Source organism: Streptomyces sp. NPDC005195 (assembly GCF_040608315.1).
Taxonomy (GTDB): domain Bacteria; phylum Actinomycetota; class Actinomycetes; order Streptomycetales; family Streptomycetaceae; genus Streptomyces; species Streptomyces kaempferi.
This window is the reverse complement of record NZ_JBEXHZ010000051.1, coordinates 11,642-37,497: the sequence shown is the minus strand read 5'-3', so window position 1 is coordinate 37,497 and position 25,856 is coordinate 11,642. Positions and strand designations below refer to the sequence as shown.

Here is a 25,856-nt window from a genome sequence, read left to right as displayed (position 1 = left end):
CACAGCCCCCTCACGGAACTCCGCGTCGAACTTCCGCCTCTTGCCTGCCATGACCCTCAACTTCCCCTGCAGTCACGGTCTCTACGCTACGAGGGGAAGGTCACCGAGGTCCTCCCGGCGAATCGAGTTCAACACTTGCGTTGCTCGCGTCTGCGCAGTTGAGAGTGGTGAGGCTGGACAGCGGCACCGGCAGCGTCGTTCGCCCGGAACTGCCCCTGAACCGTGCAGGGGAAACCGCCCGCCCGCGCAGCGTCGCAAGGCACGCGAAAAAATTTCTGTACCGCGAGTTCACGATCATGGGCTCTGTGGCCCCTTACGGCGTTGTGTGCGACAGCGGTTTCGGCTGGTCTGGAACGTGAGGAGAGCCGTACGGGTTGGGATGGTTGTGAAGCGATCCTTGGCCCGTACGGCTCTCTCGCATCGTATCTGCACGGGCATCTCGAGACGTCGACTCGGGGCGCTCATCGCCGAGTTGGCCGGCCCGTGGATGGCGCGGGAAGAGTCCCGGTTGGGCGAACGCCGAGACCATGAGCGTTTGCGTGGCGAGGGCGCCGGGCCCAGCCACCAACTGGTTCTCACCGACCGGGTGATCGCGACGTTGGTGGTCCTTCGGTTTCAGCTTCCGCACGCTGCCCTGGCCGTCTTCTATGGCGTGGACCGATCCACCGTCACGCGGGCCGTCCATGAGATTCGTCCGCTCCTGGCGGCGCGGGGCTTCGCGGTTCCTGGCCAGGCGGGACTGCGTCTGCGCAGGCTGGCCGATGTCTTGGCCTACGCCACGGCGATGGGTGTTGAGCTGCGCCTGGACGGCACCGAGGTACGGGTCCGGCGTCCGAAGGCGGGCCGCCCCGGCCGCGGCGTGCGTCCGTGTCCGGCAAGATGCGGCAGAACACCAAGAAGGCCACCGTCATCGCGGACGGGAAGGGCCGGACATTGTGGACTGACGCCGTCCGGCCGGGCCGTATGCATGATCAGACGGCGGTCAAGACCGAGGGGGATCGAGGCCCTCTTCGAGCAATACCCGCAGGTCAAGGCCAAGGTGGATGCCGGATACCGGGGCCTGGCCAAACGGTTTCCCGACCAGGTTCAGGCGCCGCCGAAGAGGCCCGTCAAGGACGCGTCGGCCGAGGAGGTCACTGCCTGGGAGGCGGCCCGCAAGAAGCAATCCTCGGAGCGGATCTGCGTCGAGCACGCCAACGCCGAGCACAAGCAGTGGAGGCCGCTCCAGCGGTACCTCGGCAGCCGCGAGTACTACACCGAGACCCATCTGGCCATCGCCGGCCTCGTGTCCGACCGCACCGCAGAGCGGTAATTACCATCAGCCAACCCGCCAGGCCAACACGCCCCAACCTCAGTCGCGCACGACATCGTTAGCTCATGACCGGCCCCAAGCGGGCCCATACAACGAGTGAGGGGGCCTCTGATGGACTCGGCCACGGCTGCCACCGTCTGGATCGTCACCGCGGAGGTCTTCACTTTGCTGGCACTGTGGCTGCGCCTGCACTGGCGGGAGCGGCGGGAGCAGCAGCGGCAGCGCTACCTTCTCCAGGTCGCCGGGACGGTGGTCGCGGACGGCCAGGTCGAGCTCGACGACCAAGACAGTGACGGCCACCGCCTGCACCTCCTGGTAGACGGGTTCTCGACCAAGATCACCCGCAATGACGACCGTCCGGACGAAGGCGTACGTGATCCTGGACGGCACCCTCCTGCCCATCGACCGGAACGCCGTCGACACCCCGTACTACTCCGGATCCTGGGCGTCATGCGAGCCAAGCGGACTCCTTCGGACGGGTGTGCGGTGAGCTGTCGGTGCCACCGTGCGCGGCTGTGCGGCCCAGGTAGCGGTGCACGTAGTGGATGCTCATCGCGCCCTCACCGGCCGCCGAGGCCACCCGCTTCACCGAGCCGCTACGGACGTCCCCTACCGCGAAGACCCCGGGCAGACTGGTCTCCAGGGTCATGCACGGGCGCCCGCGGCCTTGCCACACCTCGGGGTGGGCGCAGGCTTCCTGGGCCTCGGGCCCGGTGAGGACGAAGCCGCGGGAGTCCAGGGCGGTGGAACCGGCGAGCCACTCGGTGTGGGGGTCGGCGCCGGTGAAGACGAACAGGCTCCGTACCGCGAGCCGGTGGTGTCCGCCCGTGCGGTTGTCGACCACGTCGAGCTCCTCCAGGGACTCCGGGCCGATGACCTCGGTGACCTCGGTGTGCAGCATGACCTCCACTCGCGGATGGCGCTCGATCTGGTCGACCAGGTAGCGAGACATGCTGGCCTCAAGGCTGGGTCCTCGGACCAGCAGGTGCACCTTCGGCGCGTACCCGGCGAGGAACAGCACCGCCTGGCCTGCAGAGTTGCCTCCGCCGACGACGGCCACCGGGTCGGTGCGGCATTGCTTGGCCTCGTAGAAGGTCGCCGAGTAGTGGACGCTCGTTCCCTCCAGACGTTCGATCCCGGGCACCTGGAGCCGGCGGTAGCGGGCGCCCGTGGCCAGGACGACGGCGCGGGCGGCGATCTCGCTGCCGTCGGCGAACGCCACCACGTAGTGGTCCTCGTCCTTGGGCTGGAGACCGGTCGCCTCCACCGGAATGCTGATCCTGGCGCCGAACTTGTCGGCCTGGAGCATGGCGCGTTCGGTCAGTTCGGCGCCGGAGATGCCGGCAGGGAAGCCGAGCAGATTCTCGATGCGGGACGACGTGCCGGCCTGGCCGCCGGTAGCCATCGCCTCCACCACGGTGGTGCTCAGGCCCTCCGAGGCGGCGTACACCGCGGCAGCGAGGCCGGCGGGTCCGGAGCCGACGATGAGGACGTCGCCGTGACGGTTTCCGGCAGGTAGTGACGGTAGACCGATGAGCCGGGCCAGTTCCGCGTTGCTGGGGTTGCGCAACAGGGTGGTGTCCCGCCAGATGACGAGCGGTGTCTCCTCCGGGCCGAGGCCGAAGCGGCGCAGCAACTCCTCGGCTTCCTCGTCGGTCTCCAGGTCGATCCAGCGGTGCGGCAGCCGGTTGCGGATGGCGAATTCGCGCAGCCGGCGGGTGTCGGGCGAGTAGCGCGAGCCGATGATGCGGAAGCCTGCGCCCTGTCCGACGAGCAGCGCGCGGCGGCCCAGGCAGGCGCGTAGCACGACGTCCCCGATGGTGGAGTCCTGGGCCAGGAGATGGCGCAACTGGTCCAATGAGACGACGAGGACCTCGCCCGGCTCTGTGGTGACAGCGGTGTAGAAGGCCACCTGTCCGTGCAGCAGCCCGAGTTCGCCGATGAAGCGACCGGGGCCGTGCACGCGCAGCACGTGCTCCTCCGGAGTGCCGTAGTCCTCGACGACGGCGACGGTACCGCTGAGGACGACGAAGAATGTCTGGCAGCGCTCACCCTCCTGGATCAGCACGTCGTTCGGAGCCATGCTTCGGCGTTGCCCGTGCTCGGCCAGACGTGCTATCTGGTCCTCCGTAAGGCGCGGATACGCGCCGCAGGTGTCCGGGGTCTCCCAGAAGACGGCGTTGTCCGCTTCGTCCGGCACCGGCTCTTCGCCCGGCAGCGACTGGTCGCCGGACATCAGACGAATGCCTCGTGAACGTAGCACCAGCGCCATTCCTCGCCGGGCTGGAAGGACTGCACGATCGGATGGCCGTCGGCAGCTGCGTGCCTACGCGCGTGCTTGTTCGGCGAGGAGTCACAGCAGCCGACGTGTCCGCAGGTCAGGCAGAGCCTCAAGTGGACCCACGGGGAGCCGAGCAGCAGACACTCCTGACACCCTTCTGGGGTCAGCGGCTGGACCGGCCGTACAAGCGCGAGATGGGGGTCTGCGTGCAGGGTCATCCGGATCACCCTTCCCGGGCGGTGATCGACTGTTCCACCCACTGGCGCAGAGCGGGGGCGGGCGCCGCCCCCGCCTGCCGGGCCACCGCCTCGCCTTGGTCGAGGACGAGCAGTGTCGGTACCGCCTGGACCTTGAAACGCTGCGACAGCCGAGGGTTCGCGTCGACGTCGACCTTGACGAGTTTGATTCGGCCGGCGAGATCGGTGGCGACCTTCTCCAGCGCGGGGCTGACCTTGCGGCAGGGGCCGCACCAGGTGGCCCACAGGTCGACCACGACGGGGACGTCGGCCCGCTCGGCGATCTCGGTGAAGTCGTCGTCGCCCGCCTCTACCGTCCACGGTAGGGGCTGCTTGCAGTTGCCGCACTTGGGGCGGCCCTCCGCGGCCACGGGCACCCGGTTGGTGCGCCCGCAGTTCGGGCAACTGACGGTCGTCGCCTGCATCGTGCTCATGCCGCCCGCGCTCCCTTCACGTCCTCGGGCTGGTCGTAGGTGACCACCAGCTCTCCGTGTTCGGCGTCGACGCGGACCGCCGCGCCGTCCTGGACGTCGCCGCGCAGCAGGGCGCGTCCGACCAGTGTCTCGACCTCGTGGGAGATGTAGCGGCGTAGTGGCCGGGCGCCGTACACCGGGTCGTAGCCCTGGTGGGCGATCACTTCCCGTGCTGGGTCGGTGAGTTCGACGGTGATGCGGCGTTCGGCGAGGCGGCGGCGCAGTTCGTCGAACTGCAGCTCCACGATCCGCTCGATCTGCCGTTCGCCGAGCGGTTTGAACAGCACGGTGTCGTCGACGCGGTTGAGGAACTCCGGGCGGAAGTGCCCGCGCAGCTCGCCCATCACCAGGGCGCGGGCGCCGGGCTTGATCTCACCTTCGGCGGTGGCGCCGTCGAGGAGATGCTCGGAGCCGATGTTGGACGTCATGATGATTACGGTGTTGCGGAAGTTGACGGTGCGGCCCTGCGCATCGGTGATGCGGCCGTCATCGAGGATCTGTAGGAGGGTGTTGAAGACATCGGTGTGCGCCTTCTCGATCTCGTCGAACAGCACGACCGAGTACGGCTTGCGGCGTACGGCCTCGGTGAGCTGGCCGCCTTCCTCGTAGCCCACGTATCCGGGCGGTGCGCCCATGAGCCGGCTGACGGTGTGCCGCTCCTGGTACTCACTCATGTCGAGGCGGACCATGTTCTCCTCGGAGTCGAACAGAGTCCGGGCGAGGGTCTTAGCCAGCTCGGTCTTCCCGACGCCGGTGGGGCCGAGGAAGATGAACGATCCGATGGGGCGGCGAGGGTCGCGGATGCCGGAGCGGGCGCGGATAATGGCGTCGGTGACGAGCTTGACGGCTTCGTCCTGGCCGATGACGCGCTCGCGCAGGATCTCGTCAAGGCGCAGCAGTTTCTCGCGTTCGCCCTCTTGGAGGCGGGCGACGGGGATGCCGGTCCAGGCGGCGACGATCTCGGCGATCTCCTCCTCGGTGACGACTTCGCGCAGCAGCCGGTCCTGCCCTTGTTTGGCGGCCAGTTGCTCCTCCTCTGCGGCGAGTCGCCGCTCCAGGTCCTGGAGGCGACCGTAGCGGAGTTCGGCGGCGCGGTTGAGGTCGTAGGCGCGTTCGGCCTCCTCTGCGTCGTGGCGTACCTGCTCCAGTTCCTGGCGCAGTTCCTGCACGCGGCGGATCGCCTGCCGTTCGGCCTCCCACTGGGCGTGTCTGGCGTCGGCCTCGCCGCGCAGGTCAGCCAGTTCCCTGCGCAGCTCCTCCAGGCGGCCTTTGCTGGCGGGGTCGGTCTCCTTGGACAGGGCCGCTTCCTCGATCTCCAGGCGGGTGACGCGGCGGGTGATCTCGTCGAGTTCGGCGGGCATCGAGTCGATCTCGGTACGCAGCCGGGCGCACGCCTCGTCGACGAGGTCGATGGCCTTGTCGGGCAGGAACCGTTCGGTGATGTAGCGGTGGCTGAGGGTGGCCGCGGAGACCAGCGCGGTGTCTTGGATCTTCACGCCGTGGAACACCTCGAGGCGTTCGCGCAGTCCGCGCAGGATGGAGATGGTGTCCTCCACACTGGGCTCGTCGACCATTACCTGCTGGAAGCGGCGTTCGAGGGCGGCGTCCTTCTCGATGTGCTTGCGGTACTCGTCGAGGGTGGTGGCGCCGATCATGTGGAGTTCGCCGCGGGCGAGCATCGGCTTGAGCATGTTGCCCGCGTCCATGGCCCCTTCGGCGGCGCCCGCTCCTACGACGGTGTGGAGTTCGTCGACGAAGAGCAGGATGCGCCCCTGGGCGGCCTTCACCTCGGACAGCACGGCCCTGAGGCGTTCCTCGAACTCGCCGCGGTACTTGGCACCGGCGACCAGAGAGCCCATGTCGAGGGCGAACACTGTCTTGTCGCGCAAGCCCTCGGGGACGTCGCCGCGAACGATGCGCTGGGCCAGGCCCTCGACGATGGCGGTCTTGCCGACGCCGGGGTCACCGATGAGTACGGGGTTGTTCTTGGTCTTGCGGCTGAGGATCTGGGTGACGCGGCGGATCTCCGCGTCACGGCCGATGACCGGGTCCGGCCGCCCGGACCGGGCCTCGAGGACCAGGTCGCGGCCGTACTTCTCCAGAGCCTCGTAGGCCACTTCGGGGTTGGCGGAGGTGACGCGCTGGTTGCCGCGGACCTGGGTGAGCGCGCTCAGGAACGAGTCTCTGGTGATGCCGGCCTGTGTGAGCAGTCGTCCGGCGGCCGTCGAAGAGCTCTCCTCGGCCAGCGCGAGCAGGAGGTGCTCCACGGACACGTACTCGTCCTTGAGGCGTTTGGCCTCCCGTTCGGCCGCGTCGAGCAGGCGGCCGAGGCGCTGGGTGACGAAGACCTGACCGGGCGCCGCGCCGGGGCCGGTGACCTTCGGGCGGCGGGAGAGTTCCTCACGCACGGCCGCGCGCAGTTCCTTCGGCTCGGTGCCGGCCTGCTGTAGCAACCGCGGGATCAGACCCTCCTCCTGATCGAGAAGTGCAAGCAGCAGGTGTTCCCCGTCGACCTCGGTGTGGCCCATGCCGACGGCCGCTGTCTGGGCCTCCTGGAGGGCTTCCTGGGACTTCTGGGTGAGACGGTTCATGTCCATGGGGGTGCTTCACTCCTCGTGCCGCGGAGGCGCAGGGCGGTTTCCAGCGGACTGATGCGCTCCAGCAGGTCGAGCACCAAGCCGATGGATGCTAGTTGAGGCAGAGTCCGGTGCGCAGCCGCTGGATGCGGGCGAGTACCGCCCGGGCCATGGGGTCGAACACCAGGTGCCCCGCAGCGTCGCGTTTCGGCGTCGACAGGGCCGAGGGCGACGAACCCCACGGAGGGTCTCGAGCACTCCCCAGGATGACGAACCTGGTGGCTCCACGCCTGCGCCTGGCGAGTCAGGAATGCACGAGTCAGATTGCCCCACGAGTACGAGAGAAAAATCGGAGTATATCGGATAAGCCGGGTCCGGAGCGGGTATGCGAACCTTTGCTCGCCTCCCTGAAGGCTCAGGGAAAACGGAGTGATTTCATGGCCGGCAGTCGGACGCACAGCCCGTACCACCGCTGCCCACACCGGGCGGGCAGTCTTTCGCGTGGCAGCGCTGGGTGGCACCCCACGGCCGCCCGCAGACGGCCCCGCCCACCCGCTCGAGCCCCAGCCGACCATGACCCCCGCGACCTGATGGTCCTCTCCCGCGCCCTGTTCGACACCCCGGACGAAGACGAGATCCTGCGACTGGCCATGGACCACATAGCCGCCGCAGGGCCGTACCGCGCCGAGGCTGGATACCTCAAGGTGGGTGGCGACCTGGTCCCCAGCCCGAGGAACGGGCATACGCATGCCTCGGCCATGGGCCGGAGGGTGCGGCAGCTGGCCGGGCAGGACGGCCCTGTGGCCATACCCGGCAGGCCCTGGGGCCGGGCCCTGGGGCTACGCGGACTTGAGGGACTCCACGGCTACCTCGTGGTGACGTCCCGCTGCCCGCCCACCGAGGCTGAGCGATCCCTGCTCACCGCACTCGTCCGGCACACCGCTGCCGCGCTGTCAGTCGCCTTCGCACACCGCCGCCAACGCGAGGAGGTGCTGGAGCTGCACCGACTGAGAGACGAACGCACGGCCCTCCAGCGGCAGCTGATCTGTGTCGTGGCCGAGCTGGGGTACCAGCGAGCCGTTCACGTGCTCATGGCCGACGTCGCTGCCTCGAGCGGCAGCGAGGAAGCCATCACGCGCGCACTGCACAGGTTCACTGGACTCCCCGCGTTGGTCGAGGACCGCTTCGGCCGGTTGAGGTCCTGGACCGGCCCCAGCCGCCCCGACCCCTATCCTGAACCGGACCCCTTGCGCCACGACGCAATGCTGCACGCCGTCGCCTGTCAAGCCGGGCCGGTGCGGATAAATGACCGGCTGATCGCCCTCGTCCGCCCGCGCGGCGAGATCCTGGGTGTGCTCGCCCTGGTAGATGTCCAGGGCGAGGCCGACGAGTACACCGTGCTCGCGCTGGAACACGCCGCCGCGTCGCTCGCCCCGGAGCTGACGCACCTGCGCAAGCTGGCCGAAGTGGAGCTGAGGCTGCACCGCGAGCTTGTCGACGACCTCCTGGCAGGGACGGACGAGGCGAGCGCCTACGCCCGGTCCGAGGCACTCGGACACGACTTGCACCGCAGCCACTACATCGTCGTGGTGCAGTGGCCGAACAGGACGGCGGACGGCTCCTTCGCGCAGACCGTGGGACGGGCGGCCGCTGCCGTGGGCATGCGCTCGCTGCTGACCCGACGTTCCGACCACGTGGTCCTGGTCGCCGACGACAGGCCGCACGCCCGCGCGTTGTACGAGGCGCTCGCTCGGAAGACAGGGACACGGTCCGGGACGATCGGGGTGAGCTCCCCTTGCGACTCGCTGACCGACATCCCCCACCACTACCAGGAGGCGCTGCGCGCCCTGGAAGTGCGCCGCCACTCCCGCGAGCGTTACGGCACGACGTTCTTCGACGAGCTCGGTCTCTACCGCATCCTGGGACCTGGCAACGATTACCGGGAACTGGAGACGTTCGTCCACGAGTGGCTCGGGAAGCTCATCGACTACGACTCCCGGCACCACGCGGTCATGATGGAGACCCTGTCCCGGTATTTCGACTGCGGCGGCAATTACGACGAGACCGCGGAATCCCTCGCGATCCACCGCAGCACGCTGCGCTATCGGCTCCAGCGCATCCGCGACATCAGCGGCAACGACCTCGCGAACGTCGAGGACCGGTTGAACCTCCAGGTGGCGACCCGAGTGTGGAAGATCGTGCTGGGCAGCCCCGGCTGATGCCTCACCAGAGCCTTCGTGTGATCGGTGTCAGCACCAGTTGGGCGGGCCAACCCGTTACAGAGCTGCGGTGAGTAGGTGACCCTTCCTCGGTTGATCAAGGGAGGTCGAGTCGCGCCAAGACGGAGGCCTTGGTTCATCACCGCCACCGCGATGATCGGCGGGGCCTTCGGCACCAGCCTCGAAGGATCGATTAGGTGTCCGACGCCGCCTATGGACGACGGCAGTCTGAGCGTCAGTGGATGCTGCGGCAGATGTCGCGGCCCGAGCGAGCACAAGGGGCCGGGCACCACCGACGGGAGACGCCCGGGCCGCGGCCCGGGCGTCACAGGGCGATGACGTGGAGGTCGACCAGGTCGAGCAGCGCCCGCAGGGCCGAGCTGGGCCGCCTGGTCGAGGACGTGCCGAGATGCATGCTCCAGCGGAGCACGGTGCCGTGCACGTCCAGGACGTGCAGGCCGGGCGTGCGGGCAACGGCGAACACTGGCAGGAAGGCGATGCCCAGACCGTGCCGGACCAGTGCCGCGCCCATGTCGATGTCGGGCACTTCCAGTGCCACCCGGCGTACGACGCCCGCCACCGCGAACGCCCGGTCGACCACCTCACGGTTGCCGTAGCCCGACGGGAAGTCAACGAAGGGCTCTCCCGCGAGGTCCGCAAGTGCCACCTCCCCCCGGTGCGCGAGCGGATGGGCGGCGCTCACCACCAGGACGAGCGGCACCGTGGCCAACTCCCGTGCGTCGATCCCGGCAGGTTTGTGCTCGGGCAGCGACAGGAGGGCCACGTCGAGGTCCCCGCTGAGCAGGGCGTGCGCCAGTCCTGCCGATCCGGTCGTCGCCAGCCGCAGCCGGACGTCGATCGCGGGATGCCGCGCGTGCAGTTGCCCGAGGAGCGCAGGCAGGTCCACCACCTCGACCGAGGCCATGGCGCCCACATTGACCGTGCCGCGCAGCGTGCCCTGTGCGGCGTGCACGGCGTCCTGAGCCGCCTGGGAGGCGTGCAGGGTGGCCCGAGCCTCCGGCAGCAGCGCGGCGCCCGCCCCGGTGAGCCGGACCTGCTGCGACGTGCGCTCGAACAGCGCGCAGCCGAGCTCGCGCTCCAGGGAGCGGATCGCGGCGGACACCCCGGACTGCACCACGTGCAGCCGACGGGCGGCACGCGTGAAACTCAGCTCCTCGGCGACCGCAATGAAGTGTTCCAGCTGACGTAGCTCCACCCGAGAAGTATCACTCGCTTTGCTCGAGCTCAGCAAAAACATTCGTTGGCACTGATCCCGGCTGGTGAGGAGGATGGAAAGCACCATCTACTTCCGCCCGAGGAGGGGTACCCCTGCCTGCCGTTCCGACGCCGCTGAGCCGTCCCACAGACGACGCTCCCGACAACCCGACCTACCGGATCCCAGCACGCGCTCCCGCCGGCCGGCCGCCCCGCGCCCCCGCCCGGCGCCGTGCCTCGCACACGACCGGCTTCTGGTTCGTGGCGGTGGCCTTCACCGTGCTGATGGCCTTCGGTACCGCGCCGACCCCGCTGTGGCCGCTGTATGAGGCCCGTGACCACTTCGGCGCGACCACGGTCACGGTGGCGTACGCCTTGATGGTCGTGGGCGCAGCGGCCGCCTTCCTCGGACTGGGACACCTGTCGGACCGACTCGGCCGACGGCGCATCATCGTCCCGGCGCTGCTGGTCGGCATCGTCGCGTCGGTCGTACTGATCGTGTGGCGGGACCTGCCGGGGCTGATCGCGGGCAGGATCCTGAACGGTTTCGGACTGGGGCTGATGGCCTCGACCGCGACGACGTACCTGCACGACCTCCACCACGAGGCCCGTCCGGAGCGGACGGATTCGGTGCTGCCCGGCATCGTGGCCACCGCCGCCAACCTCGGCGGCCTGGCCTCAGGGCCCCTGGTCGCCGGAGCCGCCGCCGAGTGGCTTCCCGCGCCCCTGATCACCGCCCAGGCGATCTTCACGCTCGCCATGGCAGTGTGCCTGGCGCTGGTGCTGTCCACCCCGGAGACCGTGGACCTGGAGCTGCCCGCGGCCCAACCGCCCAGCAGGTTCGCCCTGCGCCCCGGCGGCGCGCGGACGTTCGGCGCGGCCGGCGCGCTGGGTGCCTTCGCCTTCGCGATCCTCGGCCTGATCTCCTCCCTCGGGGCGAGCGTGCTCCATGGCACCCTGCACACCGACTCGCACCTCGTGGTCGGCCTGGCGGCCTTCCTCATGTTCGGTTCCGCGGCGGCCGCCCAGCTGGTGCTGAGCCGCCTCCCACTGCCCCGGGTCCTGACCGTGGGGGCAGTGGTATTCCCGGTTGGCCTGGTCCTGTGCGCCGTCGCCCTCTACCACCCGGAGCTCTGGCTCTACCTGGTCGCTGTGTCCTTGTCGGGAGCCGGCTCCGGGCTGCTGTTCAAGGGAGGCGTCGAACGTGCCGTTTCAGTGGCCGAGCCCGCGTCACGCGCGGGGGTCCTCGCCGTGTTCTTCGTCGTCGCGTACCTTGGAATGGGCGTGCCCTCCGTCCTGTTCAGCATCGCCCTGCGGCATTTCGCCGTGCAGACCGCGATGATCGGCTTCGCGGCGGTCCTCTCCTGTGGCGCCGTCGTGTCGGTCGCCGTCGCGTTGCGCGACCGCAAACCCGGTCCCGGAACGTTCTCGGCGCAGTCCGCTCGCCCCTCCTGACCTCCTGCGGCGCATGCGACACCGGCTGTCTGGGAGGCGCGGGCCTGGGGCACTCTTTACGGGCACGCGTGACACGGATCCGCAGCAGACGGGAGGCCGGACATGTTTACGGAATCGGCCAAAACGATCGCGCTCCCCTCCGGTGAGAAAATTGCGGCGCTCGGGCAGGGCACCTGGTACCTGGGCGAGGAACCGGCCCGGCGTGAACAGGAGATCGCCGCGCTGCGGCTGGGCGTGGACCTGGGCATGACCGTCGTCGACACGGCGGAGATGTACGGCGACGGCGCAGCCGAGGAGCTCGTCGGGGAGGCCCTGCGGGGACACCGGGAGGATGTCTTCCTCGTCAGCAAGGTGCTGCCCGGCCACGCCGACCGGAAGGGCACCGTCGCCGCCTGCGAGGGCAGCCTGCGGCGGCTCCGTGCGGAACAGCTGGACCTCTACCTGTTGCACTGGCGGGGACGGTGGCCCCTCGAGGAGACCCTTGCGGGATTCACCGACCTGATGGAGGCGGAGAAGATCCGTTACTGGGGCGTGAGCAATCTGGACGTCGCCGACATGGCCGAGCTGACCGCGCTCCCCGGCGGCGACGCGGTGGCCGTCGACCAGGTGCTGTACAACCTCTCCCGGCGCGGCGTCGAGTGGGATCTGCTCCCCTGGTGCCGCGAGGCCGGGGTGACGGTCATCGCCTACTCCCCGATCGAGCAGGGGCGGCTGCTGAAGGTCGAGACCTTGGGAGCCGTGGCCCGGACCCTCGGAGCCACACCGACCCAGGTGGCACTCGCCTGGGTGCTGGAACAGGGGGCGGCCGCGATCCCGCGTTCCGGATCACCCGACCACGTTCGGGACAACCGCGGCGCGGTGGACCTCCACCTTCCCACCGAGGCGCTCGACGCCCTCGACGAGGCGTTCCCACCGCCCAGCGCGCCCACGCCCCTGGAGATGCTTTGAAGGAGCTGACAGGATTGCGCGCTCCCGCACGCTCACGCTGGCTCACGTCCGCAGGACACGGCCAGTTCGGCCGCCCCTTTCCGACCGCGCCGACGCACCGTGGGCTGCCCCTCCTGCCGCCCAGCCACTGACGTGTTTCTGGCGAAACGATCTACGCGAAGCTGAGTGAACCACCCCATCCATGAGCAGGCAGGCTACTACGCCGGCCTCTTGGGGCCGAAGCTCGAAGACGGCTGGGACGAGGGCGTGACGACCGTGAGCGAGGCACTGGTCGTGCATCGCACAAACAGGACAGTCGCCGGCGTCTCAGGAGACACCTCGCAATCTGGAGAAGAACGGCCGCGGCTGCCCCTGCCTACTCTTCAGTCCGACCCGCCAGGCCTTGTTCAGTCTCGGCTGGTTGGCCTAATACAGTCCCGCTCCCCGGAACTGGTCGTGTCGTCCGGTCAGATCCTCGTTCGAGGCATTGCAACGTTGTGCAGCCTTCTACGGAGGGACGACGGCCCCGCGGATGGCCGACGAATGCCTGCGCACTTCATGCTGCTCTGCCAGGGGAAGAGGGGGCGCCCCTTTTCGGCCTGGGGTGCGGAGGCGCTCAGCAGGGGACTCTGCGAACCTCGACGGGGTATCAGCCGATGTCGGCGCGGGCGAGAGCGAACGACGCCGTCCGTTCCCGGTGAGGAGGCGAGAGGCATGACCGTGATGGGTGTGTCGAAGTTCGAGAGGTTCTTCCGCGCCGCTGCAAGCCTCGATGTGGACAAGAACGACCTGAAGCGGTTCGGCGACTTCGTCAACGCCAAGCTCTACGACCTCCTGGTCGCCGGCCAGGCGTCAGCCAAGGCCAACGGCAGGGATACCGTCGAACCGTGGGATCTACCGATCACCAAGGGCCTTCAGGAGAGCATCCACCGGTTCCGGCGGCTTGACGAGGAGGTCGAACTGAAGCCGATCCTGGAACAGCTCGCCGCGCATCCTCCCCTCGACAGGACACCCACCCAGGAGGCCGAAGAGCGCTACCCCGAGATCATCGGCGGTCTCAGCGTGGCCCTCGCCGAGACCTTCAAAATCATGTATCCGGATGTCAAGAACCCGCAGACCAGTCACTGGGAGGGCGTGACCGCGGTGTTCGACAGGCTGCTGTAGCAGTCGCGCTCCGGTGCGTGTCGCCGGACTGCACTGAGATGCCGAACGGGGGCGGAAGGTAGAGACCGCGAACCTTCACCGAGGCCCGGGTCGCCCCGCAGGTGTTCGGGATTCGCGATCGCGGTTTCAGCGCGGCGGCACGTCTGGCACGCGACCGAGACGGCCTGGCGGCCTGGTCAAGGCCGGGAAGGCCGAGCCGTCCTGGATCGTCTCACGAACTCCTATCGAACGGGGCAGCAGACGAATACACGGATGCCAATACGTCGACGCCCGCGACGACGGCTGGACGGCAGCTTTCACTGACCGCGCAGACAAGGGCTCGGGGCGCCTTCGTCCGGCCCTCGCGGTCCCCGGTCCGGAAAAGGGACGCAGACAGGCCCTGCCGGGTGTCCCTACCACTCACATCGAACCAGCGACTCGTGAAGGGAGCCGAATCATGACACAGGAACTCCGGGGGATGCTGGTGGGGATTCTGGCCACCGACGGCGTCGAGCGCGTGGAACTCGACCAACCGCGCGGTGCGCTGCACGGCGCAGGCGCGAAGACCGAGATCGTCTCGCTCCACCCCGGCGAGATCCAGGCCCGCCAGTTCGACCTCAACGCGGCCGGAACCTTCCCCGTGGACCGCCTGGTCGCCGACGCCTCCGTAGACGACTACCACGCCCTGCTCCTGCCTGGCGGCACCATGAACCCTGACCAGCTGCGCATGGACCGCGACGCGGTGCAGTTCGTCAAGGACTTCATGGCCAGCGGGAAGCCGGTCGCATCGATCTGCCACGGCCCGTGGACCCTGGCGGAAGCCGACGCTGTGCGCGGCCGCCGCTTGACGTCCTGGCCCAGCATCCGCACCGACCTGCGCAACGCCGGCGCGGAGGTCGTCGACCAGGAGGTGGTCGTCGACGGGCAGCTGGTCACCAGCCGCAGCCCGGCCGACCTGCCCGCCTTTTGCGCCGCCGTCGTGGAACAGTTCGCCCGAGCGCACCACCTCATGCCTAGCTGACCCGACGGAATGGGCCCAGACGGGGCACCTGGCGAGCGATATCTGCCACAAGCTGGAACGCGGCATAGCGACGCGCGTGACCCCGCGCCCCGAACCCGGCTGACCGGTGCTCAGCCCCTCGGGCCGTCGTCATGAGCGTGCGAGCCGGGCCGCGAGATAGGGCGCGGTGGCGCTGCGGCGGGCCCTCGCCACCTTGGCCGGCGGGCCCGCCGCGACCACCCGTCCGCCCGCGTCGCCGCCGCCCGGCCCGAGGTCGATGACCCAGTCGGCGGTGGCGATCGTGTCCAGGTCGTGCTCGACGAGGACGACCGTGTTGCCGGCGTCGACGAGCCGGTGCAGCTGTCGCAGCAGCAGCGCGATGTCCGAGGGGTGCAGCCCCGCCGTCGGCTCGTCGAGCAGGTAGAGCGCGTGCCCGCGGCGGGCACGCTGCAGTTCGGTGGCCAGTTTGATGCGTTGCGCCTCACCACCGCTGAGTTCCGTCGCGGGCTGACCCAGCCGCAGGTACCCCAGTCCCACCTCGCGCAACGTCTCCAGACTGCGGGAGGCGGACGGGACGGCGGACAGGAACTCGGCGGCGGCGTCGACGGACAGCGCCAGCACGTCCGCGATGTTCTTACCGCAGTAGGTGACTTCCAGCGTTTCGGCGTTGTACCGGGCGCCCTCGCAGGTCGGGCACGGCGCGTAGGTGCCGGGCAGGAACAGCAGTTCCACAGCGACGAATCCTTCGCCCTGGCAGGTCTCGCACCGCCCTTCGGGCACATTGAAGGAGAACCGCCCGGCCGAGTAGCCACGCGCCCTGGCCTCATCCGTCGCCGCGTACAGCTTGCGCACCGCGTCGAACATCCCCGTGTACGTGGCCAGGTTGGACCTGGGAGTTCGGCCGATGGGCCGTTGGTCGACCCGGACCAGCCGGTCGAACGACTCGACCCCCGACGCGTCCTGGACGTCGACCTCCAACTGCGCCTCGTCGGGCTCCTCGGGTACGAGTCCGAGGTGGCCGCGGACGACCTCGGCGAGCACCTGCGTCACCAGCGTCGACTTTCCGGAACCGGACACGCCCGTCACCGCCGTCAGTACACAGAGCGGTACGTCGACGGACACATCGCGCAGATTGTGACGGGAGACGCCGCTCAGGTGCAGCCAGCCGTGAGGTGCGCGCGGGCGGTGATCGAGCGGCTGGGCGCGCCCGAACAGGTACTGGCTCGTGGCCGACTCCCCGACCTGCTCAAGACCGGCGACCGGGCCGCTGTACAGCACGCGTCCGCCACCCTCGCCCGCGCCGGGGCCGATGTCGACCACCCAGTCCGCCCGCCGTACGACGTCCATGTCGTGCTCCACGACGAACAGCGAGTTGCCCGCCGCCTTGAGGCGGTCCAGCACGTCCAGCAGCGGTTCCGCGTCAGCCGGGTGCAGGCCCGCGGAGGGTTCGTCGAGAACGTAGACGACGCCGAACAGTCCCGAGCGCAGCTGGGTGGCGATCCGCAGGCGCTGAGCCTCACCGGGCGACAGGGTCGTAGAGCGGCGCCCGAGGCTGAGATATCCGAGGCCCAGGTCGAGCAGTACGTCGACCCGCGCGACCAGATCGCCACAGATCCGGACCGCGACCTCGGTCGTCTCCCCGGACCGGGCGGTCGACGTGGCGGCATCGGCCTCGGACCGCCCCGCGACGGGCCGCAGCAGCGCCACGACCTCGGTGAGCGGCATCACGTTGATCTCGGCGATGGAACGCCCGGCGAAGGTCACGACGAGGGCCTCGGGCCGCAGTCCGCTGCCGTGACACTGGGGGCAAGGCACACTCCTGACGAACCGGAGTGCCCGTTCGCGCATCTTCTCGCTCTTGGAGTCGGCGAGGACGTGCATGACGTGCTTGCGGGCGCTCCAGAACTTGCCCTGGTAGCCGTAGTCGACGCGGTCCTCCTCCGGCTCGATGTACACGGAGGGCTGCTCGTCCGTGTACAGCAGCCAGTCCCGGTCCCTCTTCCTGAGCCTGCGCCACGGTCGATCGATGTCGATCCCCAGGCCGCTCACGACACTGCGCAAGTTGGCGCCCTGCCAGGCGCCCGGCCAGGCGGCGATCGCCCCCTCACGGATGCTCAGCGAGGGGTCCGGGACGAGCAGGTCCTCGGCGACGTCGTGCACGACGCCCAGTCCGTGGCACTCCGGGCAGGCGCCGGCCGCGGTGTTGGGTGAAAATGACTCGGCTTCCAGCCGCGCGGCCCGGGGCGGATAGGTGCCGGCGCGGGAGTACAGCATGCGCAGCAGATTGGACAGCGTGGTGATGGTGCCGACCGTCGAGCGCGAGCTGGGCGACCCGCGCCGCTGCTGCAGGGCCACAGCCGGTGGCAGTCCGGTGATTTCCTGCACGTGCGGTGCGCCGACCTGTTGCAACAGCCTTCGAGCGTACGGTGCGACGGACTCGAAGTAGCGCCGCTGGGCCTCCGCGTAGAGCGTGCCGAAGGCGAGCGAGGACTTGCCCGAACCGGAGACGCCGGTGAAGGCGACCAGCGCGTCCCGCGGAACGTCGACATCGATGTTCCGCAGGTTGTTCTCACTGGCGCCCCGGACATGCACGAAGGGGTCGGTCGCGTCCTTGTTCACCGTTCCTGATTACCCGATCGCGCCGGGAACCGCGCGACAGGCGCCGTCACCGGGCCTCGCTCACACGAGCGTCCCGAGTGTCCCCGATCCATTTTCGGTACACGGCCTAACTAAAACTCCGCTCGCGGATGCCGACAGGGTGGTGTTGCTGCTGGAGGCCACCCAGCCCGGGGTCTCCGCCGCCGGCGGTGTGAGCAGGAACGCCGCAGTGACATGGACGAGCAGGAACAGCGCGGCGTAGAGGCAGTAATGCCCATAAACAAGGTGGTCACGGTGACGGGGTTGAGCTGGAGGCGGCCCTGTTGCCGATCGATCGCGTCGCGGTGCCCGGGGTGGCACGAGCTGGTGTTCGAGGTGGCGCAAGCAACCGTGGCCCGGTGGTGGAGCAGGCCCTGGGAGGGGAGGACGAGGAGATCTGACCGTACCGCCCGCACCCGCTGGCGGGGGCCAGCGTGTCACACGGCGTCGGCGATACCTCGCGGGCATCCTGTGGGCACGGGCGGTCGGGGGGCAGCCGACGAGAAGGAGTCATGCGGGTGTCGTCTCAGGGCGTAACGGTCGTGGCTCTCCTGGCGGATCCCGACGCGCCCACGGAGGTCGCCCAGCGCATGGCCCGGGTACTTCCCAATCGGCTCGCCGACAAGTCAGGTCAGAGGCGAAAGTTCCACGTCAAGGTGGTCAGTGAGCCCTTCACCGCAGGGACCGATGACCCGCCCACCTTGATGCGCCGGATCATGGACCGCGGAAGAGCGGAGGATTGGGACATCGTCGTGGCCCTCACCGACCTTCCGCTGCACGCACACGGGCGCAAGCTCGTTGTGGATCTGAGCCACGAACAGGGCTTGGCCCTGCTGTCTCTCCCGCCGCTGGGGGGCTTGTGGCTGCAGACCAGGGCCCGGCGGGCCGTGGAAGAAGCCGTGCTCAGCTTGGCGGGCCTGCGGTTCACCCGGGCTGAGGGACCTCCGCAGAGTCAGCCGTTCTTGGGGCCTTTTGTCAGTCGTCTCGCGCCTGTTCACCCGGGCCAGGTCGGTGAGGAGGAGACCGCTGATCTTCGGTACGTCGTCAGCGGACCGCGCGGTTACCTGAGGGTGCTCGTCGGTATGGTCCGCGCCAACCGGCCGTGGCGTTTGGTGCCGGGCTTGTCGAAAGCCCTGGCGGCCGCACTCGCCACGGGAGCGGTCGCCACCGTGAACTCCACCATCTGGAGCCTGGCCGAGACGCTGAGCGCGCCACGCCTCGTGATCGCCACGGTCGGGTCCGTCGCGCTCATGGTGGGCTGGCTGATCGTCGACGCGCAGCTGTGGCATCGATCAACAGAGGTCTCGCCGGAGGCGAGGCAGAAGACGAGGCTCTACAACGCTTCGACGGTCATGACCGTGGGTATTGGGGTGCTCGTCTGCTACGGCGGTTTGATCGTCATCAACTTGGTGTGGGCTCTGTTTATCATCAACGGCCAAGTGTTCGCTTCCGTGACGCGAACCCCGCTGCACGCCGCGGAATACTTGACGTTGTCATGGTTCGTGGCTTCGGTGGCCACCGTGGGTGGCGCGCTGGGATCGGGCTTGGAGAGCGACGAGGCGATCCGGGCGGCCGCCTACTCCAAGCGCGAACAGGAACGTCGCCGCATGCTCCAGGACGGCCACGATGACTAGCGGGTAAGGTGGGTTGGAGATGCGTCGTTGACTGGTCGTCGTCCGAGTCCGAAGAGTGCGTGGCCTTCTCACGTCGAGGGCCCACGGGGCTCGGACGGTACGCCACCAGAGCGCCGGGACTCCGCCTGACGGCGGTGGCACCACCTTTCCGCCTGAACCGGGTGACCCCCCCCAGAGGCATGCTGGAGCCACGGACCCCGTCGCACCCCCTCCCTGGAGTCAGGCTCTTGCGCCGTCTCCATCCCCTGCCGTGCTGCGGTCATGTCGCGGCACCGAAGGAAGCCATCATGAAAGCAGCGGTATATGACGGCCCGCGAACGGTCACCGTGAAGGATGTACCGGACGCGAAGATCGAACACCCCTGCGACATCATCGTCAAGATCACCACTACCAACATCTGTGGTTCGGACCTGCACATGTACGAGGGCCGCACCTCGTTCGAGTCTGGCCGCACCCTGGGACACGAGAACATGGGACAGGTCGTGGAAGTCGGCTCGGCCGTCCGCAAGGTCCAGGTCGGCCAGTACGTGGTTCTGCCCTTCAACATCGCCTGCGGCTTCTGCAAGCAGTGCGAGCGGGGTCTGACCAATTACTGCTTGACCATGCAGCCGGAACCGGCCCTCGCCGGAGCCGCCTACGGATTCGCCGACATGGGCCCCTACCAGGGCGGCCAGGCGGAACTGCTGCGCGTGCCCTACGGCGACTTCAACGCGCTGCGTCTGGGCGAGGACGCCGCCGAGCGGCAGACCGACTATGTGATGCTCGCCGACATCTTCCCCACCGGCTATCACGCCACCGAGATGGCCCACGTCAAACCGGGAGACCAGACGATCGTCTTCGGGGCCGGCCCCGTCGGGCTGATGGCGGCCTACTCCGCGCTCCTCAAGGGCGCCGGCCGCGTCTGGGTGGCCGACTACCAGCCCGACCGGCTGCGCAAGGCGGAGGAGATCGGGGCCATCCCGATCAACACCGCCGAGCAGAAGCCGGCGGAAGTCGTCAAGGAGGCCACCCTCGGTCTGGGTGCCGACAACGGTTGTGAGTGTGTCGGCTACCAGGCACACGACCCCGAGGGGCACGAGGACGCCAGCCTTACGCTCAACGGACTGATCGACTCGGTCAGGTTCACGGGCGACATCGGTGTGGTGGGCGTGTTCCTGCCCCAGGACCCCGGCGGCGCGGAGGCCCAGGGGGAGCTGGAGGCGCAGGGCAAGGTCCCGATCGACTTCGGCATGATGTGGTTCAAGGGCCAGCACATGGGCACCGGGCAGGCGCCGGTGAAGAGGTACAACCGGGCTCTGCGGGACCTGATCGCCGGCGGGAAGGCGACGCCGAGCTTCGTCGTCTCCCACGAACTCAGCCTGGACGAGGCACCCACCGCCTACGAACACTTCGACGCCCGTGACGAGGGCTGGACCAAAGTGGTCCTGCATCCCAACGGGCACGGGAACGGCCACAAGCGGTAAGCGACCCCGGGGCCGCCGTCCTGCCTGGCGCCCCGGACCGGTCCGGGGGGACGGGCGACGATCTGCCCAGCCGGGGCTGGGGGCGGTCGCCCGCCCTCCGGACCTGGACCAACGGGGACTGCCGGCACTCCGGCACGGACGGCGGACGCCCAGCATTGTCCGCTATGGCTGCACCCCGTCCCGCGGCTGCGGCCGCCAAGATGTTCGCGCGGCGTGGGGAGGAGGCTTCCTTGCCTGACGGCTGCCACACCTCAACCACGCCGACGCGACCCGGCAGGGTGTTCCGGCTAGGCTCACAGCCGTGACGTGGCTGCGGGCCTTCGGGGGAGTCGTGCGATCCGGGCTCACGATCGAGGAGACGCGGCTGGAGCCCCTGCTCGCGCTGCGCACGGCAGCTGGGGTGGCTATCGTCGTCGGGCCGACGCTGTGGCTGATCTCCCCCGCGTATGCCGCGTCGGCCGCCCTCGGCGCCTACTCCGCGGGTGGCGCCACCTTCCAGCGCACCTGGCGCCCACGCAAGGTGATCGCGCTCGGCGCGGGCGCGGGTCTGGCGCTCAGCACCTTCGTGGGCTACCTGGCGGCGGGGCGGCTCGCCACCTTCCTCCCACTGCTGGCCGTATGGACCTTTGCCGCGGGGATGACGTGGGCCCTCGGATCGACCGCTGGGATCGTCGCAGCAACGACGGTCGGCAGCATGCTGGTGACCGTCACCCTCCCCACGAGCGTCGGGCGAGCCCTTGAGCACGCGGGGGTCATCGCGCTCGGGGGCGTGGCGCAGGCCGTGCTGATCTTGCTGTTCCCGATCCGCCGTTGGGGGACGCATCGCGACGCGCTCGCCGACGCCCTCGCCGCCGTGGCGGACTACGCCCGCCGGTTACGGCACGACCCGACCGCCCCGTTCGACCCGGAGCCATTGATGACGGCCCGGGACGCGGCCGCCGTGACGCCAGCACAGGCCCGCACCCGTCCCTCCGTCCTCCACGGCCCCCGGGGAATCGCCGAGCGTATTCGGCCGGTCGTCGCCGCGCTCGCCGACCCAGACGTCGGCGCCCCGGCGGAGGGCCCCGGGCGGGACCGCGCGCGGGAGTTGCTCGACGCGGCCGCCGATGTCCTCGATGCGGCCGCCCGTTCGATCCGCCGCGGCGCTCCCGCCGAGGTGCGGCCCGGGAGCATAGACGTCCTGCGCGTCGACGAGGAGCACGAAGTGCTGGAGGGCCCCGCGCGGCAAGCCGCCGAACGGCTCGTGGAACTGCTCGGCGAGACGTTGGAGCTCGCCAGGAGCGGCGGCGCGCGCGGGAAGACTCCCACGCCGCCCGACGCCGCCGGCGCCCAGTTCCTGGTGCGCCCGACAATGCTCCGGCTGGTCCCGGTCGTCGCCCAGGCTATCCGCTGTGAGCTCCGGCGTGACTCGCCCGTGTTCCGGCACGCCGTCCGCCTGGCAGCGGTGGCCACGCTCGGTTATCTGATCGCCGCCCGGCTGCCCCTGGGCCACGGCTACTGGGCGCCCATCGCCTCGGTGATGGTGATGCGGCCGGACTTCCACCGGACGTACGCGCGAGCGGTGGCCCGTCTCGCCGGAACCCTGGCGGGAGTCGCGCTCGCCACCGGGATGGTCAGGGCTCTGGGCCCGGACGCCCATGTGTACGGCGCGCTGGCAGTGGTCTCAGCAGGTCTGTCGTACACGCTGATCCGTACCGGCTACGCCTACTCCCAGTGCTTCACTGCCGCGTACGTCGTCTTCCTGCTCGGCATGGGCGGCCAGGCATGGGAGCAGACGGTCCCGGAGCGTGTGGTGCTCACCGTGCTCGGTGGGGCCCTGGCCATGCTGGCATACGTGGTGTTCCCCGCATGGGAGACGCCCCGGCTGCGGGGCCGGCTAGCGGACTGGCTCGCCGCCAACGGCCGCTATGCGGCCGCGGTGCTCCGCAGCTATGCCGAACCGACCCGGGAGCATCACGCCGACATGCGCAGGGCACTGCTGGCGAGCAGGGAGGCACGGGCCGCCTGGCAGGAGGCATACGACCGGGCGAGGCAGGAACCAGTCCGCCCCAGAGGCCTGACGTCGCGCGAGGCCCAGGAGGCACAGGAGGCGCTCAAGGGGTTCGGCCGGGCGGCGATGCTCATGGAGAGCCACGTCCCGCGGGCCGACAGCAGTTTCGTCTCCGACGCGGAACGGTTCGCCGAGGCTCTGGAGGCGGACACCGCGCAGGCGGCAGTCGACGTGCGTGAGCGCAGAAATCCGGACTGGGGGCGCGTGGAGGAGGCGCTCCACGCGTGGGAGGACGCCACCGCCGGGGACCGGAGCCCGGTCGTGCGGCGCGAGGCGCAAATGCAGAAGCGGGCCTTGGAGGATCTCGCGACAGCCGTGAGCTGCACACCCCTGGAACGGGATGTCGTCTCTGCTCGCGAGGAGCAGCGGGTACGGGCGGCCTTGGCGACGGAAGGTGATGGATCAGGACCGGCGCACCGGGGTGGGTGACGGCTCCAGCGACGGGGAGCGCCGCGCACGTCAGAGACGACGGCTTGCACGCCGCCCGGCAGGAGACCTCCGACACCCCCGCCGCCAGCCCCGGTGCGGAACAGACCCTGGCCTGGCTGCTGCTGGCAGCTCGATACGGCCCAGCACGCGGGATTCTCACGGACACCGCTACCGCCTCGCCCTCACCCGAATGACCGAATACCCGCGTCGGAGCGGGCGACCGTTCCGGCATCGGGTGCATCGGAGTCTGAGACCCGTCAGCTCCGGAAGTCGGCCATCGCTACACCGATCGCTACATCCTGCGCCGCCTCGCACGCTTCAACCGCACCGTCTGCGGCTACAGGCCAGGAGGTCGACGACGCGTGCAAGGGCGCTGCCCCAGGAACACGGTCTGTCCGGCGGAACTTGCGGCACGGCTTGGTGGCGCTGCGGCGCTTGAGAACTCGGGTGCGTTTCGCCGGGTGCGCTTCCTGCGGCGCAGCACGGCATCGAGGCGTCTTCGCCGCGGTCATCGTGCTGGAACGCTCTGTGGACCGATCACGACGGGCTTTGACGACGTCAGAACCTGGGAGATCCTGAGAGCGTCAGCGCAGGCTGTCGGATTGCAAGATGCCCAGCGAAGGGCGCGCGGCCCTGGAGCGAGGACAAACCTGGTCGCTGGCCGAAGGCGGTGTCACCGTACGGATGCGCCCCGACGGACCATTGCGATGACGCGTCGGCCGCCGCGCTAGGTGTTCTGTCCACGGAGGTTGGTGACAGGCTTCACGGCCGAGTGATCTTGAATGAGTGAGGGCCTTCCGGGTTCGGTGTGGATTGCGACGTCTACACACTAACGATCAGAAGGCCCTCATGCCCCACCGTAATGCACCGCTGACCGAGACCGGACGGCTGCGTCTGGCACGATGTGTCGTCGACGAGGGCTGGCCCCTGCGCAGGGCCGCCGAACGTTTCCAGGTGTCGCCCACGACGGCTCAGCGGCGCGGCGGGTGCCGGGGTCCGAAGACCCTGGCACCCGCCGCGGCTGGGCCGGGACGTTTCACGTCACCGGTGGTTGCCGACGCATCACTTGGGGCCGAGCTGCACCACACCCTCTGGGCCCGCATCGTCAACAGCGGGCTCGCCCCATGAACTTGACACGTTAACCCCGTGCGATGTCTGCCGTCGGCCGACCGGTCGAGCACCGTGCGCGACGAGCAGGAGATCGCCAGGCCGCGCACGGCGTAAGAGGCGGGTGAGCCGGAAGGAGCGATCGCCGTCCCTCACCACGCCCGCCTGGCTGAGTTCGGCGTGCCCGAGGTGCGGGCGGTCCTGGGTGCCCTGCAGGAACTTCCGGAAAACGGCCTCGATTGGCCGGTGGGCCACCTCGGCACCGGCCCGGGCATCGCGATCGGGGTACCGCCGGTTCCGGTCGAGCCCAGGATGACGGCCCCTCGGCCTCCGGCCTGATGTGACCCGATGCCCCGGTCGAGAAGGCGAAGCAGATCACGATCCCGATCGAGTTCGAGCTGCAGTGGGACGAAAGGCGCGTCCCGCGCGAGGTCGCGGCCTCGGGCTGTTCGACGCCTTCGCCTCGAAGGAGGAGATGTTGCACGCCAGAGCGGGCCGGCACTTCGCCTTCCCCAGGTTCGAGGCCGGCGGCGTGGTGCGGTTCTTCGCCCGGCACCTCGGTCGAGCGGCCACGTCACCCGCCTGAAGGCGAGCGGTAGCGGCGCCCGATCTGCCATCGGGGTTACTACCGTGGAGCGGGTTACGGCTGCGCATCCAGAACGACGCACCCTCCCCCCACCTGACACACTTCCCCAGAGGCTCCGGCGCCGGCCGTCCAGCCCGGGAAGTATGAGTGAAGCGAGGGACAGGTCGAGTGGGCAAGTGGGGGCGGGCGCTGGACGCGGCGGGGATTCACGAGCCCCGGCTGCGTGACGACTACGGCCAACTGCGCAAGCAGGCCGCCGCGTTCAAGCGCGAGATCGTGTTCGCCGCCGACCTGCTGCTGCCGAACCACCTGGTGCCGCACCTGATCACCGCGATCGCCTTCATGCACGCCACCGACAACCTCCTGGACAGCGGACCGGTGGCGCAGCGCAAGGAGGCGTACACGCGGTGGGAGCATGAGGTCACCGGCGGCCTGGCCGACGGGCGTACCGGCAATCCCCGGCTGCGCCCGCTGCTGAACAGCGTCACCGCGTATCCCGTCCTGCGTGAGCGTGTGCGGGATTACCTCGCCGGGGCCACCACGGACCTCGACTTCACCGGCTTCGCCACCGAGGCCGACTACCAGCGTTACCTGGATGCCTACTCCCTGCCCGCGTTCATGCTCGGCGCCACGCTGCTGGGGCCCGACGGCGACCAGACGGCCTACCGGGCTGGCTGCCGCCTCTACATCGACGCCAGCCAGCGGCTCGACTTCGTCAACGACCTCGCCGAGGACCTGGCCGACGACCGCCTCACCCTCCCCGAACAGACGCTGGAGCAGTATGGGGTCGCCCGCGCCGACCTCGAACGTAAACGGGATCTACCGGCCGTCCGGTCCCTGATCACCGGGCTGCTCGACCACGTCGACGAGACACTGGCCGAGTCCCGAGCCGTCATCGGCCACGTCCCGCCCGCCCACCAGCCGATGGTCCGTTGCCTGATCAGCCTCGACGAGCTCACCGTCGCCGCCGCGCGCGCCGACATCTCCGCGCTGCTCCACCGCTCCGCCGGCCTGTCCAAACCCGCCGCGGCACGGCTCCTGGTCCGCGCATATGTCGAGGCTCGCCGAGTGCGTCGCTGACCGGCCGTGCGGGGAGCCCTGTCAGGCCGGGTT

The 25,856-nt window shown here is 69.4% G+C and carries 15 protein-coding genes and 4 pseudogenes; 12 read left to right on the top strand and 7 right to left on the bottom strand.

The window, feature by feature from the left end; genetic code table 11:
* The first annotated feature begins 379 nt into the window (after nucleotides 1–379).
* Nucleotides 380–1,312: pseudogene (locus ABZV34_RS31215) on the top strand (transposase family protein).
* A 361-nt stretch (nucleotides 1,313–1,673) separates the two neighbouring features.
* Nucleotides 1,674–1,751 (top strand): annotated as a pseudogene (locus tag ABZV34_RS31210) (IS5/IS1182 family transposase); the annotation flags it as partial.
* 9 nt (nucleotides 1,752–1,760) lie between these two features.
* Here ABZV34_RS31210 and ABZV34_RS31205 read toward each other — a convergent pair.
* The 5 genes and pseudogenes from ABZV34_RS31205 to ABZV34_RS31185 form a co-directional block, all read right to left on the bottom strand.
* Entirely contained in the window at nucleotides 1,761–3,548 is a 1,788-nt protein-coding gene (locus tag ABZV34_RS31205) for an FAD-dependent oxidoreductase (protein WP_356283982.1), read from the bottom strand.
* Nucleotides 3,548–3,811: a UBP-type zinc finger domain-containing protein gene (locus ABZV34_RS31200; RefSeq protein ID WP_356283979.1), complete on the bottom strand. Its 264-nt coding sequence runs from the start codon at nucleotides 3,809–3,811 to the stop codon at nucleotides 3,548–3,550. Before ABZV34_RS31200 ends, ABZV34_RS31205 begins: the two co-directional genes overlap by 1 nt.
* A 5-nt stretch (nucleotides 3,812–3,816) precedes the next feature.
* Nucleotides 3,817–4,263 carry a thioredoxin gene (gene trxA / locus ABZV34_RS31195; RefSeq protein ID WP_356283976.1) on the bottom strand — a complete coding sequence of 149 codons (447 nt, stop codon included), beginning with the start codon at nucleotides 4,261–4,263 and terminating at the stop codon, nucleotides 3,817–3,819.
* Nucleotides 4,260–6,899 carry an ATP-dependent chaperone ClpB gene (gene clpB / locus ABZV34_RS31190; RefSeq protein ID WP_356283973.1) on the bottom strand — a complete coding sequence of 880 codons (2,640 nt, stop codon included), beginning with the start codon at nucleotides 6,897–6,899 and terminating at the stop codon, nucleotides 4,260–4,262. Before clpB ends, trxA begins: the two co-directional genes overlap by 4 nt.
* Nucleotides 6,890–7,114: pseudogene (locus ABZV34_RS31185) on the bottom strand (MerR family transcriptional regulator); the annotation flags it as partial. The gene clpB and the pseudogene ABZV34_RS31185, both read right to left, overlap by 10 nt.
* Nucleotides 7,115–7,468: 354 nt before the next feature.
* Between ABZV34_RS31185 and ABZV34_RS31180 the strand changes: the two are divergent.
* Complete coding sequence (locus tag ABZV34_RS31180) at nucleotides 7,469–9,097, top strand: helix-turn-helix domain-containing protein (protein WP_356283971.1); 1,629 nt, start codon at nucleotides 7,469–7,471, stop codon at nucleotides 9,095–9,097.
* Nucleotides 9,098–9,422: 325 nt separating this feature from the next.
* Here the strand turns inward: ABZV34_RS31180 and ABZV34_RS31175 are convergent, their stop codons facing one another.
* Entirely contained in the window at nucleotides 9,423–10,313 is an 891-nt protein-coding gene (locus ABZV34_RS31175) for a LysR family transcriptional regulator (RefSeq protein ID WP_356283968.1), read from the bottom strand.
* 260 nt (nucleotides 10,314–10,573) lie between these two features.
* On the opposite strand from ABZV34_RS31175, the gene ABZV34_RS31170 reads away from it, so the two are divergent.
* From ABZV34_RS31170 to ABZV34_RS31155, 4 genes are all read left to right on the top strand, one after another.
* Complete coding sequence (locus ABZV34_RS31170) at nucleotides 10,574–11,767, top strand: MFS transporter (protein WP_356283965.1); 1,194 nt, start codon at nucleotides 10,574–10,576, stop codon at nucleotides 11,765–11,767.
* A 102-nt stretch (nucleotides 11,768–11,869) separates the two neighbouring features.
* Entirely contained in the window at nucleotides 11,870–12,715 is an 846-nt protein-coding gene (locus ABZV34_RS31165; protein ID WP_356283962.1) for an aldo/keto reductase, read from the top strand.
* Nucleotides 12,716–13,408: 693 nt separating this feature from the next.
* Nucleotides 13,409–13,858 carry a DUF1931 family protein gene (locus ABZV34_RS31160; RefSeq protein WP_356283959.1) on the top strand — a complete coding sequence of 150 codons (450 nt, stop codon included), beginning with the start codon at nucleotides 13,409–13,411 and terminating at the stop codon, nucleotides 13,856–13,858.
* 436 nt (nucleotides 13,859–14,294) lie between these two features.
* Nucleotides 14,295–14,858 (top strand): type 1 glutamine amidotransferase domain-containing protein, encoded by a 564-nt coding sequence (locus ABZV34_RS31155; RefSeq protein WP_356283956.1) that lies wholly within the window; start codon nucleotides 14,295–14,297, stop codon nucleotides 14,856–14,858.
* 129 nt (nucleotides 14,859–14,987) lie between these two features.
* On the opposite strand, the gene uvrA is transcribed toward ABZV34_RS31155, so the two are convergent.
* Complete coding sequence (gene uvrA / locus ABZV34_RS31150; protein ID WP_356283953.1) at nucleotides 14,988–17,456, bottom strand: excinuclease ABC subunit UvrA; 2,469 nt, start codon at nucleotides 17,454–17,456, stop codon at nucleotides 14,988–14,990.
* A 530-nt stretch (nucleotides 17,457–17,986) separates the two neighbouring features.
* Here uvrA and ABZV34_RS31145 point away from each other — a divergent pair.
* From ABZV34_RS31145 to ABZV34_RS31125, 5 genes and pseudogenes are all read left to right on the top strand, one after another.
* Nucleotides 17,987–19,108 carry a hypothetical protein gene (locus tag ABZV34_RS31145; protein WP_356283951.1) on the top strand — a complete coding sequence of 374 codons (1,122 nt, stop codon included), beginning with the start codon at nucleotides 17,987–17,989 and terminating at the stop codon, nucleotides 19,106–19,108.
* A 287-nt stretch (nucleotides 19,109–19,395) separates the two neighbouring features.
* Complete coding sequence (locus ABZV34_RS31140) at nucleotides 19,396–20,571, top strand: glutathione-independent formaldehyde dehydrogenase (protein ID WP_356283948.1); 1,176 nt, start codon at nucleotides 19,396–19,398, stop codon at nucleotides 20,569–20,571.
* A gap of 301 nt (nucleotides 20,572–20,872) precedes the next feature.
* Nucleotides 20,873–23,050: an FUSC family protein gene (locus ABZV34_RS31135; RefSeq protein WP_356283945.1), complete on the top strand. Its 2,178-nt coding sequence runs from the start codon at nucleotides 20,873–20,875 to the stop codon at nucleotides 23,048–23,050.
* Between the two features lie 849 nt (nucleotides 23,051–23,899).
* Nucleotides 23,900–24,028, top strand: a pseudogene (locus ABZV34_RS31130) (leucine zipper domain-containing protein); the annotation flags it as partial.
* Nucleotides 24,029–24,911: 883 nt separating this feature from the next.
* A complete protein-coding gene (locus tag ABZV34_RS31125) occupies nucleotides 24,912–25,823 on the top strand; it encodes a squalene/phytoene synthase family protein (RefSeq protein ID WP_356283942.1) in 912 nt (303 codons plus the stop codon).
* Nucleotides 25,824–25,856 lie beyond the last annotated feature (33 nt).

Bases quoted from the DNA above. Each gene is read 5' to 3' on its own strand.
- ABZV34_RS31155 (WP_356283956.1), top strand. From the start codon at position 14,295: ATGACACAGGAACTCCGGGGGATGCTGGTGGGGATTCTGGCCACCGAC.
- ABZV34_RS31140 (WP_356283948.1), top strand. From the start codon at position 19,396: ATGAAAGCAGCGGTATATGACGGCCCGCGAACGGTCACCGTGAAGGAT.
- ABZV34_RS31205 (WP_356283982.1), bottom strand. From the start codon at position 3,548: ATGTCCGGCGACCAGTCGCTGCCGGGCGAAGAGCCGGTGCCGGACGAA.
- ABZV34_RS31145 (WP_356283951.1), top strand. From the start codon at position 17,987: ATGCGGGTGTCGTCTCAGGGCGTAACGGTCGTGGCTCTCCTGGCGGAT.
- clpB (WP_356283973.1), bottom strand. From the start codon at position 6,899: ATGGACATGAACCGTCTCACCCAGAAGTCCCAGGAAGCCCTCCAGGAG.
- ABZV34_RS31165 (WP_356283962.1), top strand. From the start codon at position 11,870: ATGTTTACGGAATCGGCCAAAACGATCGCGCTCCCCTCCGGTGAGAAA.
- ABZV34_RS31180 (WP_356283971.1), top strand. From the start codon at position 7,469: ATGGTCCTCTCCCGCGCCCTGTTCGACACCCCGGACGAAGACGAGATC.
- ABZV34_RS31160 (WP_356283959.1), top strand. From the start codon at position 13,409: ATGACCGTGATGGGTGTGTCGAAGTTCGAGAGGTTCTTCCGCGCCGCT.
- ABZV34_RS31200 (WP_356283979.1), bottom strand. From the start codon at position 3,811: ATGACCCTGCACGCAGACCCCCATCTCGCGCTTGTACGGCCGGTCCAG.
- trxA (WP_356283976.1), bottom strand. From the start codon at position 4,263: ATGAGCACGATGCAGGCGACGACCGTCAGTTGCCCGAACTGCGGGCGC.